Annotated in this window: 15 protein-coding genes and 1 tRNA gene; 5 read left to right on the top strand and 11 right to left on the bottom strand. The window is 70.8% G+C overall.

Annotated features, from left to right (window positions below):
- Positions 1-258: 258 nt before the first annotated feature.
- A complete protein-coding gene (locus tag Q0R63_RS10165) occupies positions 259-1,815 on the bottom strand; it encodes an SPFH domain-containing protein (RefSeq protein ID WP_295696943.1) in 1,557 nt (518 codons plus the stop codon).
- Positions 1,816-1,860: 45 nt separating this feature from the next.
- Positions 1,861-2,418: a hypothetical protein gene (locus Q0R63_RS10160; protein WP_295696941.1), complete on the bottom strand. Its 558-nt coding sequence runs from the start codon at positions 2,416-2,418 to the stop codon at positions 1,861-1,863.
- Positions 2,419-2,634: 216 nt separating this feature from the next.
- Between Q0R63_RS10160 and Q0R63_RS10155 the strand changes: the two genes are divergently transcribed.
- The 4 genes from Q0R63_RS10155 to Q0R63_RS10140 all read left to right on the top strand — a co-directional run bounded on the left by Q0R63_RS10155 (position 2,635) and on the right by Q0R63_RS10140 (position 8,338).
- A complete protein-coding gene (locus tag Q0R63_RS10155) occupies positions 2,635-3,720 on the top strand; it encodes a sulfite oxidase (RefSeq protein WP_295696939.1) in 1,086 nt (361 codons plus the stop codon).
- Positions 3,721-3,742: 22 nt separating this feature from the next.
- A complete protein-coding gene (locus tag Q0R63_RS10150) occupies positions 3,743-4,510 on the top strand; it encodes an NADPH-dependent F420 reductase (RefSeq protein ID WP_295696938.1) in 768 nt (255 codons plus the stop codon).
- A gap of 139 nt (positions 4,511-4,649) precedes the next feature.
- Positions 4,650-6,443 (top strand): glycoside hydrolase family 3 protein, encoded by a 1,794-nt coding sequence (locus Q0R63_RS10145; RefSeq protein ID WP_295696937.1) that lies wholly within the window; start codon positions 4,650-4,652, stop codon positions 6,441-6,443.
- Between the two features lie 89 nt (positions 6,444-6,532).
- Positions 6,533-8,338 carry a serine hydrolase gene (locus Q0R63_RS10140; RefSeq protein WP_295696935.1) on the top strand — a complete coding sequence of 602 codons (1,806 nt, stop codon included), beginning with the start codon at positions 6,533-6,535 and terminating at the stop codon, positions 8,336-8,338.
- Positions 8,339-8,416: 78 nt separating this feature from the next.
- On the opposite strand, the gene Q0R63_RS10135 is transcribed toward Q0R63_RS10140, so the two are convergent.
- From Q0R63_RS10135 to Q0R63_RS10095, 9 genes are all read right to left on the bottom strand, one after another.
- Positions 8,417-9,178, bottom strand: a complete 762-nt coding sequence (locus Q0R63_RS10135) for an FAD:protein FMN transferase (RefSeq protein WP_295696977.1) — start codon at positions 9,176-9,178, stop codon at positions 8,417-8,419.
- 116 nt (positions 9,179-9,294) lie between these two features.
- On the bottom strand, positions 9,295-9,864 hold the full coding sequence (locus tag Q0R63_RS10130) for an FMN-binding protein (RefSeq protein WP_295696934.1): 570 nt from the start codon (positions 9,862-9,864) through the stop codon (positions 9,295-9,297).
- Positions 9,865-9,911: 47 nt separating this feature from the next.
- Positions 9,912-11,354, bottom strand: a complete 1,443-nt coding sequence (locus Q0R63_RS10125) for a ferredoxin reductase family protein (protein ID WP_295696932.1) — start codon at positions 11,352-11,354, stop codon at positions 9,912-9,914.
- Positions 11,355-11,488: 134 nt separating this feature from the next.
- Positions 11,489-11,902, bottom strand: coding sequence for a low molecular weight phosphatase family protein (locus tag Q0R63_RS10120; RefSeq protein WP_295696930.1), 414 nt, complete (start codon positions 11,900-11,902; stop codon positions 11,489-11,491).
- Complete coding sequence (gene arsB / locus Q0R63_RS10115; protein WP_295696928.1) at positions 11,895-13,019, bottom strand: ACR3 family arsenite efflux transporter; 1,125 nt, start codon at positions 13,017-13,019, stop codon at positions 11,895-11,897. Before arsB ends, Q0R63_RS10120 begins: the two co-directional genes overlap by 8 nt.
- 13 nt (positions 13,020-13,032) lie before the next feature.
- Complete coding sequence (locus Q0R63_RS10110) at positions 13,033-13,320, bottom strand: metalloregulator ArsR/SmtB family transcription factor (RefSeq protein ID WP_295696926.1); 288 nt, start codon at positions 13,318-13,320, stop codon at positions 13,033-13,035.
- Positions 13,321-13,456: 136 nt separating this feature from the next.
- Positions 13,457-14,437: a hypothetical protein gene (locus Q0R63_RS10105; RefSeq protein WP_295696925.1), complete on the bottom strand. Its 981-nt coding sequence runs from the start codon at positions 14,435-14,437 to the stop codon at positions 13,457-13,459.
- A gap of 5 nt (positions 14,438-14,442) precedes the next feature.
- A complete protein-coding gene (locus Q0R63_RS10100; protein WP_295696924.1) occupies positions 14,443-15,159 on the bottom strand; it encodes a cytochrome b N-terminal domain-containing protein in 717 nt (238 codons plus the stop codon).
- Positions 15,159-15,371, bottom strand: coding sequence for a hypothetical protein (locus Q0R63_RS10095; protein WP_295696921.1), 213 nt, complete (start codon positions 15,369-15,371; stop codon positions 15,159-15,161). Before Q0R63_RS10095 ends, Q0R63_RS10100 begins: the two co-directional genes overlap by 1 nt.
- A gap of 272 nt (positions 15,372-15,643) precedes the next feature.
- Between Q0R63_RS10095 and Q0R63_RS10090 the strand changes: the two genes are divergently transcribed.
- A tRNA-Lys gene (locus Q0R63_RS10090) sits at positions 15,644-15,716 on the top strand.
- Positions 15,717-15,812: the final 96 nt, after the last annotated feature.

Genomic DNA, 15,812 nt, shown 5'->3' with positions numbered 1-15,812 from the left:
CCAGCACTGCACCGACGGTGACACCTTCATGAACGCCTTCTACAGCAACGACACCGTCAACCTCGGCACCCCGGTCGGGGCCGACGCGGTCTACGGGTCGCCGAACGGCGACGTCGGCCTCATCCACCTCTCGACCCCGACGCCGGTCAGCGGCTACGAGCAGCTCGCGAGCGCCTACACCGCCTCCGCCGGCGACAGCGGCACGATCTGGGGCTACGGCCTGCGCGCCGACCAGGCCCGGGCCGACCATGGACCTACCTACTCCTGGTCGGCGCCGTTCTTCGGCGGGTCGACGGGCTTCACCGTCGGGCCGGCCGTCGGGGTGATGGGTCGTGGAGCAGGAGCCGACTTCCCTGAAGCGCGTGAGGAGCCATTGTCCAGAGAGCTTTCCGCGAAACCGCCGATCATCCCGGCGAGGTCCACGCCGACCATGTCCTTGACGAGCTGCTGCAGCTGGCCGAGGTTGTTGACGACCATCTTCGGCAACGCGCCGGCGCCCTCCGTCGAGATCACGGTGAGCTTGTCGATCGCGGCCATCGGCGAGGCGAGCTCACGCGCGACCTTCGGCAGGGCGTCGACGAGCATCTGGAAGACGGCGGCCTGGGAGTACTCCTTGAAGGCGCCGGCCTTCTTCTCCATGGCCTCGGCCTCAGCGGTCCCGGTCGCGAGGGTCGCCGATGCGGCGGCGTCACCCTCGAGCTTGACCGCCTGGGCCAGCGCCTCACGACGCGATCGCTCACCCTCACCGGAGAGCCGAGCCGACTCGGAGGCCGCCTTCGCCTCGGCGACGGTGGACTGCGCGATCGCGGTGCGCCGGGCGAGCTCGCCCTCACCTTCGAGCCGGGCCCGCTCGGCGGCGCCCTTGGCCTGGGCGACGGAGGTGGCCCGGTTCGCTTCGGCCTCCTGCTCCTGCTGGTAGCGAGCGGCGTCTGCGGGCTTGCGGATCTCGGTGTCGAGCTGGCGGTCCTTCAGGGCGGCCTGTCGCTGGGCGACGAGCTCCTGCGCGGTGAGGACCTCCTGCTGGCGGGCGGCCTGGGCGATCGGGCCGGCGGCTGCGGCCGTGGCGGCCGCGGCGTCGGTCTCGGCCTTGATCTCGGACTGCTTGAGGGCGAGCGTCCGCTGGGCGATCACGATGTCCTGCTCCGCGGCGATACGGCGCTGCTCGGCGGTCCGCTTGGCGTCGGCCTCGGCGATCGTCGCGTCCTGCTGCACCCGTGCCGCCTCGGGACGACCGAGGTCCTGCAGGTAGGTGCCGTCGTCGGTGACGTCCTGGATCTGGAAGGTGTCGAGCACGAGGCCCTGCCCGGTGAGCGCCGACTCCGTCACGTCGGCGACCTGGGTGGCGAAGCTCGCGCGGTCGCGGATGATTTCCTCGACGGTCAGGGTGCCGACGATCGAGCGCAGGGCGCCGGCGAGCACCTCGGTGGTGAAGACCTCGACCTGTCCCTGCTGCGACAGGAAGCGCTGGGCGGCCGCGCGGATGGAGTCCTCGTCGCCGCCGACCTTGACGATGGCGATGCCGTCGACGTTGAGCTTGATGCCCTGCTTCGAGACGGCGCCGCGGATGTTCACCGTGATCCGGCGGCTCGAGAGGTCGAGCTTGCTCAGCGACTGGACGAAGGGCACGACGAAGACCCCACTACCGGTGACGACCTTCTGGCCGGACAGGTCCTGGCTGGTCTTGCCCCGCCGGCCGGTGATGATGAACGCCTCGTTGGGGCCGGCCACCTTGAAGCGGCTGACGATCGCGAGGACGACCAGGACGACCAGGACGACGAGTCCGGCGATCCCGATGACGAGCGGTGAGACTGACATGGTTCCCCTTGGTAGGACGACGGGTGAAGCGGTGGTGTGGTGCGGTCAGAGCGAGTCCTGCGGCGCCGCGGTCGCGACCCGGACCGCGGTCGGCGACAGGGAGTGCGTGACCCGCACCCGGTCTCCGGTGGCGAAAGGGCGGTCGGCGCGGGCACTGACCTTGCGGCGGATGCCGTTGACGGTCACCGACACCTCGCCGAATCCGCCCTCGGGGATGGCCGAGACGACCGTGGCCGAGGCGCCGACGAGATCGGCGCCGGACGGGGCGGCCTGCTCCGGGCCGTTCTTGAGCACCCGGACGAGGTAGCCGGCGCCGACACCGACGGCGAGGCCGACGAGGACCCCGATGACGACCGCCGCCCAGGTCGGCGTCCCCGAGGCGACAGACACGGCGCCGGCCAGGCCGAACGCCCCGGCGAAGCCGCCGAGGGCGGCGGTGGAGAGGTAGCCGTCCGTCACGTCGAGCGACTCGATCGCGCCGTGTGGCAACAGGTCACCGACGACGATCGACAGCACGAGGATGAGGGCGCCGAAACCTCCGATGACGTAGAACGCGACCACGGCCGCACACTCCCTGCACCAGTCCCCGGTCGTGCTGGTCACGACGCGGTCGACGCTTCTGACGTGGGTCCGGCGCCGGACGGCCCCTACCCCGCAGCCACTCCTCCATCGTCGCACCCGATCCGGGTCGAGGTGATCGCGCGCTCCAGGGAACGCGCTTTCACCTCGCGATGTCGAGCAGAGTCAGCCCGAATCGTCCGGGCGGCGATCGGCGGCAGGCCGGAACGGGTAGGAAGACCCCGAGCGAGGAGGTTCGACATGACGTGGGACAAGAGGTCCGACACGACAGTGCACGAGCAGGACCCCTACAACGCCGAGCCGTCGCGGGCCGCGTTGGTGGGACACATGATCACCCCGGCGGACACCTTCTACAGCCGCAACCACGGCCCGATCCCCGCCGTCGCCCCGATCGACTGGCGGTTGCGCGTCGACGGCCTCGTGGACACCCCGCTCCTCCTCAGCCTGGCTGACCTGCGGTCCGGATTCCCGGAGCGGGAGGTCGTCGCGACGATGCAGTGCGCCGGCGCCCGACGGGCCGACTTCCTGCCCGTGCGCGACATCCCCGGCGAGGCGCCGTGGGGGCCGTGCGCCATCTCGACCGCGCGCTGGACCGGCGTGAGCCTCGGCGACGTGCTCGCCGCGGCGGGTCTGCGTCCCGAGACCGCACACGTCTCCTTCGCAGCGCCGGACGTCTCGCAGGTCGCCGATCCGCCTGCGACGTATGGCAGCTCGATCCCCGTCGACAAGGCCCGCTCACCCGAGGTCCTCCTCGCATGGGCGATGAACGGCGAGCCGCTGGCCCGCGTCCATGGCGCCCCGGTGCGCGTCGTCGTGCCCGGCTACATCGGCGCCCGAAGCGTCAAGTGGGTCAGCGCCCTCACTGCCTCTGCGGCCCCGTCCGACAACTACTTCCAGTCCACCGCATACCGGTTGCTGCCCGCCGACGCCGACCCGACGACGTCCGGTCCGGGTGTCGGTTTCTCCCTGGGTCCCGTCGCGCTCAACGCCGACATCCTCAGCCCCGACCCAGGGACCCACGTCTCCCCCGGCGCCACGACGGTCCGCGGCTTTGCGTATGCCGGTGACGACCGGTCCGTCGTCCGCGTCGATGTGTCGACCGACGAAGGGAATAGCTGGCGACAGGCCACGCTCGAGCAGGACGACGGCCCGTGGGCCTGGTGCCTGTGGCAGATCGACCTCGAGCTGCCGCCGGGCGCCGCCCACGTGCTCGCCCGGGCCTGGGACAGCACGGGCGCGTGCCAGCCCGAGTCGGCGGCCGCGCTCTGGAACCCCAGGGGCTACATCAACAACTCCTGGGCCCACCTCGACCTCGTCGTGCAGTGAGCCGGGAACACCGTGGCAGCTGTTGCCGCCTCACGGGTCATGTCGCACCGGGAATTTTGGCCGCTGCCCGAGCGCTGCACCGCGCATGACGACATGGGGTTTGATCGGAAGCGGCAAGATCGGCAGCGCCGTCGCACGGCTCGCGGTGGCGGCCGGTGACGACGTGGTGCTCAGCAACTCGCGGGGACCGGAGACGCTGGCGGACCTCGTCGCCGAGTTCGGTCCGCACGCCCGGGCGGCGACACCGGTCGAGGCGGCCGAGGCCGGTGACGTCGTCGTGGTGACGATCCCGCTCAAGGCCTACCGCAGCGTCCCCGTGGAGCCCCTCGTCGGCAAGGTCGTCATCGACACCAACAACTACTACGCCGCCCGCGACGACCACTTCCCGGAGCTCGACGACGGTTCGACCACCTCGAGCGAGCTGCTGCAGCAGCACCTTCCGCAGTCCCACGTCGTCAAGGCGCTCAACAACATCAACTTCTTGCATCTCGCCGAGCTCGCCCGACCCGCCCGATCCGCCGACCGCAGCGCGCTGGTGATCGCCGGCGACGACGCCGACGCCAAGGCTCGCGTCACCCAGCTCTTCGACCGTCTCGGCTACGGCACCCTGGACGCCGGACCGCTGCACGAGGGTCGGCGCTTCCAGCCCGACACCCCGGCATACGGGATCCCCTACTTCGCCCCGGGCGCCGACCTCTCGAAGGTCGACGCCGCTCGCGGGATCATGCCGCCCTCGTCCCCGACGACGGCTGCCGACCTCACCGCCGCGCTCGCCGCCTTTCCTGCCTGAGCGGACCCGCACGATCCGGGGCCGGCCGGAACGATTCCAAGTCCAGACCTGCGACGCCTTGCCCGACGACCCCAGACGTAGTTGAGTAACAGGCAGACTCGCGACACCGTGAGAAACTGCCAACGGCTCCGGAGGTCAGATGACCACGTTCACGCCCACCCGACGCGTCGTGCTCGGCGGCGGGCTCGCGGCCGCAGCGCTCGTCACGACCGCCCGGAACGCGGGGGCAGCGCCCGAGACGTGGGGCTGGGTGCGCTCCACACTGGCCCGGATGTCGTTGGAGGAGAAGGTCAATCAGCTCTTCGTCCAGAACGTCTACGGCTCCACAGCGACCACTGCCGACGATCGCAACCTGCCGCTCTACGGCGTGCGCACCCCGGCCGAGGTGGTCCAGAAGTACCACCTCGGTGGCGTCATCTACTTCGCGTGGACCGACAGCGTCCAGAACCCCCCGCAGATCGCCGGCCTGTCCAACGGCCTCCAGTGGGCGGCACTCACGCAGCGCAGTCGGGCACGGGTCCCGCTGTCGATCTCCACCGACTCGGAGCAGGGGATCGTGACACGGGTCGGGCCCCCGGCCACCCAGTTCCCGGGCTCGATGGCGCTCGGTGCCGGCCGCAGCACCGACGACGCCCGGACGGCCGCCCGGATCACCGGCGCCGAGCTGCGCGCGATGGGGATCACCACCAACTTCGCCCCGGACGCCGACGTCAACGTCAACCCCCTCAACCCCGTCATCGGGACCCGCTCCTTCAGCTCCGATCCGCAGCTGGCCGCCTCGATGGTCGCTGCCCAGGTCGCCGGCTTCCAGCAGGACGCCGGCATCTCCTGCACCGCCAAGCACTTCCCGGGCCACGGCGACACCGCGACCGACAGCCACGTCGCGTTCCCGATCATCACCCACACCCGGCAGCAGTGGGAGGAGATCGATGCCCCACCGTTCCGCGCGGCGATCGCCGGCGGCATCGACGTCATCATGACGGCGCACCTCAGCTTCCCCGCCCTCGACGACTCGGGCGACCCCGCGACCCTCAGCCGGATCGTCCTCACCGACGTCCTGCGGGGCGAGCTCGGATGTCAAGGCGTCATCATCACCGACTCCTTGGCGATGCAAGGGGTCCGCGACCTCTACGGTGACGCCGAGGTCGCCGTTCGCGCCCTGTCGGCCGGCGCCGACCAGCTGCTCATGACCCCCGCGATGGACGAGGCGTATGCCGCGGTACTGGCCGCGATCCGCAGTGGCCGGATCCCGGCGAGGGACCTCGACGCCAAGGTCACCCGGATGCTGGAGATGAAGGGGCGTCGAGGCCTCGACCGGCACCCTTGCGTCGACCCGCGCGCGTTGTCTGCCGTGGTCGGGACCCCCGAGCACCTCGCTGCCGCCGACGCGATCACCGCCCGGACGACGACCCTCGTCCGCAACGACGGCGGAGCGCTCCCCCTCGCGGTGGCGGGCACGACCGTCCTCGTGACCGGTTACGGCGTCACGACGACGGCCACCCTCGCCGCCGGGCTGGCGCGGTCGGGTGCCGTCACCACGGTGCTGTCCACCGGGTCCTCCCCCACCGATTCCGTTGTGGCAGCTGCGGTCACGGCAGCGCAGGGCCAGGAGGTCATCGTCGTGACGACGTACAAGGCCTGGAACACCGCGGTCGTCGACCCGCGCGCCGGGCAGCAGCGCCTCGTGACCGCCCTCCGCGCGACCCGCAAGCCCGTGGTGGTGGTCGCCGTCGGTGACGCCTACGACATCGCCTATCTCGCAGACGCCCCGACCTACTTCACCACCTACTCCTCCAGCCCGGTCGCGCTGACCGCCGCCGCACGGGTCATCACGGGCGAGGTGGCGCCGACCGGCACGCTGCCCGTCGACATCCCCGTGGCGGGTGACCCCTCGCGGGTGCTCTACCCGTTCGGCCACGGCCTCGGCTACTGACCCACTCACCAGCTCGACCGCCGGGCGACGACCCGTCACCCTGACCCACGACCGATGACCCTGACTCATGACCCGAGAGACTCATCCCCATGACCGGTCTGAACCGTCGCCAGCTCCTGTCCGCCGGCCTCGTGGCCGGACTCGTCCCAACGCTCGCCGCCGTCGGCGCGGCATACGGCGACTCCGGCATGCCGCTGGGCCGCGGTCCGCTCGGGTCCATGACCGACCGCGACAGGCAGGGCGGCGGGAGCGACCACCACGGGAGCGACGTGGCGCCGATCCGCTTCGCCTCGGCGCGAACAGTGCTGCGGGACAGCAGCCCCCGCGCAGCCGGGCTCGACCCGGCTCCGATCGCGGCCGCGGCCGCCCAGGTGCGCGCGTTCGAGACCGCCGCACCGGGAGCACATCCGCTCTACCCCGGTGCGGTGGGGATCATGGGATACCGCGGGACGGTCGTGCAGCGCGATGCGACTGGCCAGGCGCTCCTCTATGCCGACGGGTCGACGATGCTCCCGGAGTCGCAGCGGGTGCCCATGACGACCGGCACGGTCTTCGACCTCGCCTCGGTCTCCAAGCTCTTCACCTCCATCACGGTGGTCCAGCTCATCGAACGGGGTGTCGTTCGGCTCGAGGAGCCGGTCGCCACCTACCTGCCGGAGTTCGCCGCGAACGGCAAGGGGGCGGTCACCGTCCGCGAGCTGCTGACCCACACCTCCGGCTTCGTCTCGTGGCTGCCGTTGTGGAGCGCTCACTCCGACGAGGCTGCTCGCATCAAAGCGGTCATGGACCAGCCGCTCGACAACCCTCCCGGCACGGTCTATCTCTACAGCGACCTCAACCTCATCAGCCTGGGCGTGATGGTCGAGCGGCTGACGGGACAGAGCCTGGACGCCGTCGTTCGTGACCGGATCACCGCCCCGCTCGGCATGAGCCTTACCGGCTACAACCCCGCCGACCGTGAGGGGACTGCCGCCACGGAGTACCAGACCGCCCCGCCGCGGGGGATGGTCCGGGGCGAGGTCCACGACGAGAACGCCTGGTCGCTGGGCGGCGTCGCCGGCCACGCGGGCGTCTTCTCCACGGTCGACGACCTCGCCGTCCTCAGCCAGGCCCTGCTCAACGGCGGCACCTACCGCGGCAACCGGATCCTCAGTGAGGACAGCGTCCGCCGGATGGTGACGGACTTCAACACCGCCTTCCCGGGCGACGCGCACGGGCTCGGCTTCGAGCTCGACCAGCGGTGGTACATGGAGGGCTTGTCCGGCCCGCAGACCGCGGGTCACACCGGTTACACCGGCACCTCGATCGTCATCGACTTCGCCGCCTCGGCCTTCGCGATCCTGCTGACCAACCGGGTGCATCCCTCGCGCAGCTGGGGCAGCACCAACGGTGCCCGCCGCGCCTGGGCGCAGGGGCTCGCGATGGCCCAGCCCGTGCGGCCCTCGGAGGGCCGGACGGCGTGGTTCACCGGGACGACGGACGCGACGACCTCCACCCTCACGGCTCCCCTCCGGTATGCCGCGCCCGCCGGCGGCGCGGCCCTCTCCTTCGACGTCTGGCTCGACCAGGAGTCGACCGACCCCCTGACCCTCGAGGTCAGCGCCGATGGTGAAAGCAGCTGGGCCGCAATGCCGTTCGACCTCCGCGACCGGGGCACCGTGGTGCACACCGACGGGTCCGTGGCGCTCAGCGGCACCCGGCGGTGGATGCAGGCACGCGCCACCCTCCCTGCCGGGACCGACGCCGTGCGGTGGCGGATGGTGACCGACCCCGTGAACCACGGCCGCGGGGTCTACGTGGACGGCGTCCTCGTCGTCGGCCGGGGGATCCTCCTCGACGGCGAGCGTCACCCGGAGGTCTTCGTCGCGCAGGGGTGGGCTCAGGCCAGCAGCTAGCCGGCGGCCATCATCGTTGCCGTCTGGCGCTCGTCCCGGTGGCCGCCGGTCTGACGGCACGGCGAATCAGCTTGTCGCTCAGGGCAGCCGGACCGTTGTCCCGTCCGGCCGCACGAGCAGCGCGAGGTGGTCGGCGCGCAGCGCATCGAACCACGGGGCGTCGCCGCCGCGTGCCAGCAGCGCGGTCGCGTAGACGTCGGCCCAGGTCAGGCTGGGCCCGATGACGGTGGCGGAGAGCAGCCCGGTCGCGGGGTGACCACTGCTCGGATCGAGGACGTGGGCCCCGCGGGCCGCGGTCCCGGAGGTCGCCACGGCCCCGGCCCGGAGCGGGACCGAGGTCAGCAGTCGGCCGCGGTCGGTGGGGTCCTCGACGGCGATCGTCCAGTCCGGTGTGTCGGTGCGGGAGCACGACACGACGACGTCGCCGCCGGCCGAGAGCAGCGCGTCGTACCGGTCCAGCTCGGCCAGGTCGCGGACGAGGCTCTCGAACGCCTCCTCCACCGCCCAGCCCTTGACGAGGCCGCTGGGGTCGAACCGGATCACGCCCTCCGCCGGCAGCCAGGCGGAGAAGGCGCCGTCCGTCCGGGCTGAGGCGTCCTCGCACAGAGCCACGACCTGACGCAGCCGCGGACTCGCATCCGCGACGGCCAGCTCGCCCCGCTGGATCCGGCTGACCGCACTGTCGTTGCGATAGGTGCTGAACTCGGCGTCGTCAGAACGCAATCGCGAGAACGCTGTTCGGACCGCATGCTCAACGGCGCTTCCGGTTGCCTCCGGACCACGGAGGTGCAGGCTGATCGGCAGTCCCATGATCTGTTCGACGAATGCCCGGCGTGGCAGGTCGTCGGACGCGACCAGCGACCCCGGCGCACCGGCATACCGGGGCAGGCTCGTGGGACTCCGCAGATCGCCGCGGTGTGCCGGTTGCGCCGCCGAGAGGTCGGCCGCCGGAACCGTCACAGGTGGGCCTGGTCGAGGGCGGACTGGAGGGACTGGATGTACCCGTCGCTCGTGACTGTGGCACCCGACACGGCGTCGATCTGCGCGCTCTGTGCGGTCGTCACCTCCTGCGCGAGGACGGGCAGCGCATAGGCGTTGATCTCCTGGTCCCGGCCGTTGCCCTGGGGGTACTGCACGGCCTGGGCCTGCGTGATCTTGCCCCCGCTGACGGTGATCTGCACCTGCACGTCACCCCACCGGGTCGAGGCCGTGGCGCCGGTGAACGTCCCGGACACGGCTGCCTGAGCCGTGGTCGAGGGGGCTGCCGTCGTCGGGGTCGCGGCATTCGGAGCCGCGTCATTCGGAGCCGCAGTGGTCGCAGCGGCGGTCGACGTCTGTGACGACGACGGGCCCGTCGTGGTGGTCGTGGATGAGGGGGTCGCCGCCTTCGTCGACGCCTTGGGGGTGCCGATCGGCTTCGGAGAGCCCAGCGCGATCGTCGAGGTGGCGTTGGTGCTGGTGTGGTAGCTGAAGAGCAGGATGAGCCCGCTGAGGGTGCCCATGACGGCGACGATGATCCGGCGCATGACTGTTGCCTCCTAACGGAACTGGACGGACAGGGGACGGTCTGGGGCTACCACGTGAACCGCTCCTGGTGGATGGCGTCGACGGGGACGCCGGCCTCGAGGGCTGCCCGCCGGACCGCCTCCATCCAGGGGTCGGCGCCGCAGAGGTAGACGTCGTGCGCGGCGACGTCGGGGACGATCTGGCGCAGGGCCTGCGCATCCGTGACGTGACCGGCGCTCTGGGGCAGCCAGGAGTCGCGGCCCTGGAGGCGCGGCCCGAGGACGTAGAGCACCCGCGCCCCACGCGCGGCGGCGAGGGACTCGATCTCCTCGCGGAGCACGAGGTCGCCGGTGCTGCGGGCCCGGTAGACGAGGGTCACGTCCCCCGGCGACTGCGGCAGCGACTCGAGCAGGCCCCGCAGCGGTGTGACGCCGATACCGCCGGCCATCAGCAGCACCTTGCGACGCGTGCGCACGCCTTCGTGGAGGCGGCCGTAGGGGCCTTCGACCGCGACGCGGGTCCCGGGACGCAGCCGCGGGAGGAACCCGCTGCCGTCACCGAGGTCCTTCACGGTGATCCGCAGGGTGTCGCTCGTCGGCGCCGCCGAGAGCGAGTAGGGGTGTCCTCGTGTCCATCCCGGCCCGTCGAGGAACCGCCAGGTGAAGAACTGCCCTGCGGCGACGGGCAGGCGGTCCAGGTGTCGTCCGTGCATGACGACCGAGACCACGTCGGCGCTCTCGTGCACCACGGCGACGACCCGCAGCCGGTGGACGAACGTCCGGTAGAGCGGCATACCCACGCGCCAGACCAGGACCGCGGAGGCCGCGGCGATCCAGAGCGACCACCAGTAGACGGTCGCGAGGGACGAGGTGAGGAACTCCTGCCCCGTCCAGAGCTGGTGTGGCAGAGCGAGACCCACCCCGAGGTAGGCGTAGAGGTGAAGCAGGTGCCAGGACTCGTAGCGCAGCTTGCGACGCGCCTTGCGGATGCTGGTCACCGTGACCAGCACGAGCAGCAGCGTGCCAGCCAGCGCGATGAGCATGCCCGGGTAGTTGACGACCAGGTCCCAGGCCTCGACGAGCAGGTTGGCGTTGGCCACGAGGGCGTAGCCGAGGGTGATCAGGACGACGTGAGCCACCATGAGGTTGAAGGAGCTGAAGCCCACCAACCGGTGCCGACGGGCCAGTTCGTCCTGGCCGTAGACACGTTCGACGACCGGCAAGCGCGCCATGAGCAGCACCTGGATGAGCAGCAGGTCCGATGCGACCAGACCGGTCAGCCGGCCGAGGCTCGTGAGCCCGGCGCCGAGACCGGTCAGCGCCTCGAGGCCGCCACCCGCCACCCAGAGGGCGACGACGACCAACATGCTCGCCCAGGTCGCGCACCCGACGACGTCCCGCCACCAGCGCGGTACGGCGGGATGAGCGGCACGGACCCGGGGGGACATCGCCGACCTCGGGGCGACCGTGAGCCACTCGCTCGGGTCGGTCTCGCCCGTCGTGGTGGTCATCCCGCTCCTCAGGCCGTGGGCGCCGGGTTTCCGGACGTCCCTGTGATGAGTTGAAGGATCCACCGTATTTCTTGGTGTCCGCTGTGACCGGTCCATGAGCAGGGACCGAAACGACCGGCCACCGCCACCGTGCGTCACGCCTGGGTGAGCTCCTCCGCCAGCGTGCGCACCCGCCCGGCGATGTCGTCGCGCACCAGCCGCATCCTCTCCATGCCGTCGATGCCCCGCATGGAGGGCTCGTCGGTCTCCCAGGTGACGACCCGCATACCCGGGAGGTGGTCGAGCACGGCCTCCCTCCCCAGGACCACGACGAGGTCGACGGCTCCGAGGACGTCGGGGTCGATCGGCTTCGGAAACTCACCCACCACGCTGATGCCGATCTCCGCCAGCGAGGCTGCGGACTCCGCGTTGATCGTCGCGCCGGGATGCGTCCCGGCAGAGTGCACCTCGACGCGCGAGCCGGCGATGTCGCGCATCAGCGCGGCCGCGAGCTGCGACTTGCCACCGTTCTTCACGCACACGAACAGGACGCTCGGCCGGTCAGACATCTCGTTCTCTCTCCGACGTCACGCTGTCCGCAGGGCTGCCGATCGGGTCGTCGGCGAAGAAGCGCCGCGCCCACAGCGAGACGTAGACCAGGCCCACGAGGACCGGCACCTCGATCAGCGGACCGACGACCCCGGCGAGCGCCTGTCCCGACGTGACCCCGAAGACGCCGATGGCGACAGCGATGGCGAGCTCGAAGTTGTTGCCCGCCGCGGTGAAAGCCAGGGTCGCCGTCCTCGGGTAGCCGAGTCCCAGCGAACGGCCGAGCCAGAACGACCCACCCCACATGAGGGCGAAGTACGTCAGCAGCGGCAGCGCGATCCGGGCCACGTCGAGCGGCCGAGAGGTGATCGTCCGACCCTGCAGGGCGAAGAGGATGACGATCGTGAACAACAGGCCGTAGAGGGCGACCGGCGAGATCCTGGGCAGGAACTTTCCCTCGTACCACTCGCGACCCTTGGTACGCTCGCCGACGGTTCGGGTGAGGAACCCTGCTACCAAGGGGATTCCGAGGAAGACGAGGACCGACTTCGCGATGTCCCACGTCGAGACGGCCAGGTGCTGCGAGGTCAGCCCGAGCCAGCCGGGGAGCACCTCGAGGTAGAACCAGCCGAGGACGGCGAAGGCCCAGATCTGGAAGACGGAGTTGATCGCCACGAGGACGGCGCCCGCCTCGCGGTCGCCGCACGACAGGTCGTTCCAGATCAGCACCATGGCGATACATCGGGCGAGACCGACGATGATCAGCCCGGTCCGGTATGCCGGTGAGTCGGCGAGGAAGATCCACGCCAGCGCGAACATCACCGCAGGCCCCACCAGCCAGTTCAGCACCAACGACGAGACGAGGAGCCATCGGTCCCCGGTCACCGTGCCGATCTCGGTGTAACGGACCTTGGCCAGCACGGGATACATCATCAGCAGCAGCCCGATCGCGATGGGCAGGGAGACCGACCCGACCGAGATCGCCTGCAGCGCCTCATTGAGCCCAGGCACGGCTCGACCGAGGAGAAGGCCGACCGCCATGGCGGCGATGATCCAGACCGGGAGGAAGCGATCGAGGGTCGACAGGCGCCCGAGGACAGGGGTGCCGGCCACGGTGGAGGTGGTCGCATGGGTCATGACCGCACCCCCGTCAGCACGCGCGCCGCGGAGCCGGCCGGTGGCTGGCCCCAGCCAGGTCGTGGAGCACGCCGCTGAGGTCGTCGAACGCCCCGGGCGCGAGCCGGTAGTAGGTGAACCGGCCGCAGGGAGCGGTCAGCACGAGCCCGGCGTCGCGCAGGATCCGCAGGTGGTGCGAGACCAACGTCTGCTTCGCCGCCAGGATCGTCTGCAGGTGGGTCGTGCAGAGCTCCTCGGCGGCGAGGGCCGTGAGGATGCGCCGACGCATCGGATCGGCCAGAGCATCGAGAACCGGACCCACCGCAGTCAGATCAGTGTTCGTTGATATCAGCACACGCTGATTAGATCACCGTTTGCTGAGGCTGGCCAACTGCCGGCGGATCGGATCCGCCGGCGCATCGTCGACCGAGCCCACCTCGGCCAGATCCGGGCCAGCCCTACTGGCGCGGGTGGTCGCGGTAGTAGTCGCGCCACACCAGCCGGTGGATGGGGATGAGGCGAGGCAGCGAGCGAACGCCGGGGATGAACGGCGCGAGGAGCAGGGCCAGGGTGAGGAGCATCATCAGGCCCCAGACCTGCGCGTCGGCGTTGTCGGACGTGGCGAACGGGGGCACCTGGTACCAGAAGGTGTAGAGCCACATCCAGGGCTGCCCGGGGTAGTTCCCGGTCTCGTTCATCATTCCCCACTGGTCGCCGCCGAGGCTTCGCGCCCGGGCCTGGTCCTCGAGGAAGGCGCCGTCGGCGAGCAGGAGCAGCGACCGCGTCGCGTCACTGCCGTAGAACGTGCCCGACTGCGTCAGCGCGCCCTCCAGCCCGCCCGACTGGGCCAGGGAGAGGAACCGGCTGGCGATCTGGGGCACCGGCCCGTAGGTCCCCTTGGCCACCTTGGTGGGGTCGCCGTCCGGGGCGGCCGCCAGCGCGGTGACGTATGCCGTCGCCCACGCCGTCTGCGTGTCGGCGGGTGCGGCATCCCAGGTGGCGAGGGTCGCAGTGAGCCCCGAATCACCGGGGACCATCCGCAACGGCGCGAGCACGAGGTCGTTCGCGGAGTCGACCGGGATCCGGACGCCGGCCCACTTCTGGAGCGAGAACGGACCGAGCTTCTGGCCGTCGGCGGCCGAGTTGTAGGGCGGTCCGTAGCCCGCGCTCGTCGTGGTCCCGGCGAGCTCGCCGGCGGCTGTCGCAATGACGTCGGACGGGGCCGCTGCGGCCCACGTGGTCATCGTCACTGCCTTCTCGTCCGGGGAGGAGAAGGCCGCCGCCAGACCGATGGTGAGCAGGGCGACCACGACGAGGGCGATGACGAACTCCTTGACGAGGTCGTAGGGCCGCGTCGGGAAGTCGTGGGAGTCGGGCGTCTGCGCACTCCCGTGGGAGGCGCCCCCGTGGGAGGTCGTCCGGGACAGGGTGGCGGTCATCCCCATCACCGCCCTTCGCTGCGGGCGAGATCGTCAGGAACGCGGTCGACGAGGTCCAGGGGTGGAACGACGCCGTGACGTCGCACGAGGACGACGTGGAGGACGACGATCACGCCGAGGACGATCGGCAGGAGGATGACGTGCCAGAGGAGCATCTGACCGGGGTCCAGGACGTTGAAGAAGGCGCCGATCCCGACGGAGTTGAGCCCGTCCTTGGCCTGGGTGCTGATCCACTGGGAGTCGAAGTTGGACTGGGAGAGGTAGCCCGTGAAGGCGGTCCCGATCGAGCCGAGGAAGGCGACGACACCCGTCATCCACGTCAGGGTGCGGTTGCCGCGCCAGGCCGCCATCCAGAACTGGCCCCAGAGGTGGATGACCATGAAGGCGAAGAACAGCTCGACGCTCCACAGGTGCAGCGAGTTGACGAAGTGTCCGAGCGAGGCGACGTGCCACCAGGTGGTCCCGCCGATGGCGAGCACGCACCCCGTCACGACGACGACGGCGAGCGCGGCCAGGGTGAGGACTCCGAAGATGTAGACCCAGGAGGAGACATAGACCGGTTGCCGGTCGGGCAGCGCCTCGCCCTCCGGCACGGTGTTGACGATGCGCGTCCGCACCCAGCGCGTCCAGCTGTCGCCGGATCCCGGCGTTCTCGAGGCCGGCTTCTCGTCGGTCGCCGGCGGCTGGGTCGTCCCCGCCACGGGGGTGGTCGGCGGGGTCATCAGACGTCCTTGTCCGGGCTGTCGGGGGAGGGATCGACGCGAACGGGCAAGGGGGTGACGGCAGCGTGGCCGTGACCCGGGAAGGGGAGGACGAGGGCGAGGACGAAGAGGAGGAGCATGGCCCCGACGATCGCGATGTTGGTCACGGAGACGTGGAGCACCCCCCAGTCCACGAATGCCCCGGCGCCATCCTGCTGTGCGAACGCGACCATCCTGCACACCTCCTCGGTGTCACGCGGGTGGTGCCGGCACGGCATCCACCTCGTCGGACCCCACGTTCCTGCCAACCACGAGGCCCGGCACAGGGCATTTGGTCCCCCCGCGGTATGCCGCCGCATGGGTTGTCGCCGCTTGTCGCCGCGCCAACAGGCACGAGCCCCTCGGCAAGGCGCGCTGAGCGTGGGGTCAGCGCGTCGGCCTGCTTGTGCCTGTCGGGCGGGCGGGCGGGCCGTGAGCCGCCCCTGCCGTAGGCTTCCACGGCACAGGGCCTCTAGCTCAATGGTTAGAGCTGCGGACTTTTAATCCGTAGGTTGTGGGTTCGAGTCCCACGGGGCCCACGAACCCGCAGGCCACAGGTTCTGCGAGGACGCTCGTGGGGACACCTGCGGCGCACATGCCGCGACCGCGTGGCCGATCATCGAGGAAGACCGGAG

Source organism: Lapillicoccus sp. (genome assembly GCF_025353065.1).
Lineage (GTDB): Bacteria > Actinomycetota > Actinomycetes > Actinomycetales > Dermatophilaceae > Lapillicoccus.
This window is presented reverse-complemented; position numbering and strand designations above follow the sequence as displayed.

Bases quoted from the DNA above. Each gene is read 5' to 3' on its own strand.
- Q0R63_RS10105 (WP_295696925.1), bottom strand. From the start codon at position 14,437: ATGACCGCCACCCTGTCCCGGACGACCTCCCACGGGGGCGCCTCCCAC.
- Q0R63_RS10165 (WP_295696943.1), bottom strand. From the start codon at position 1,815: ATGTCAGTCTCACCGCTCGTCATCGGGATCGCCGGACTCGTCGTCCTG.
- Q0R63_RS10140 (WP_295696935.1), top strand. From the start codon at position 6,533: ATGACCGGTCTGAACCGTCGCCAGCTCCTGTCCGCCGGCCTCGTGGCC.
- Q0R63_RS10130 (WP_295696934.1), bottom strand. From the start codon at position 9,864: ATGCGCCGGATCATCGTCGCCGTCATGGGCACCCTCAGCGGGCTCATC.
- Q0R63_RS10095 (WP_295696921.1), bottom strand. From the start codon at position 15,371: ATGGTCGCGTTCGCACAGCAGGATGGCGCCGGGGCATTCGTGGACTGG.
- Q0R63_RS10145 (WP_295696937.1), top strand. From the start codon at position 4,650: ATGACCACGTTCACGCCCACCCGACGCGTCGTGCTCGGCGGCGGGCTC.
- Q0R63_RS10125 (WP_295696932.1), bottom strand. From the start codon at position 11,354: ATGACCACCACGACGGGCGAGACCGACCCGAGCGAGTGGCTCACGGTC.
- Q0R63_RS10120 (WP_295696930.1), bottom strand. From the start codon at position 11,902: ATGTCTGACCGGCCGAGCGTCCTGTTCGTGTGCGTGAAGAACGGTGGC.
- Q0R63_RS10155 (WP_295696939.1), top strand. From the start codon at position 2,635: ATGACGTGGGACAAGAGGTCCGACACGACAGTGCACGAGCAGGACCCC.
- Q0R63_RS10100 (WP_295696924.1), bottom strand. From the start codon at position 15,159: ATGACCCCGCCGACCACCCCCGTGGCGGGGACGACCCAGCCGCCGGCG.
- arsB (WP_295696928.1), bottom strand. From the start codon at position 13,019: ATGACCCATGCGACCACCTCCACCGTGGCCGGCACCCCTGTCCTCGGG.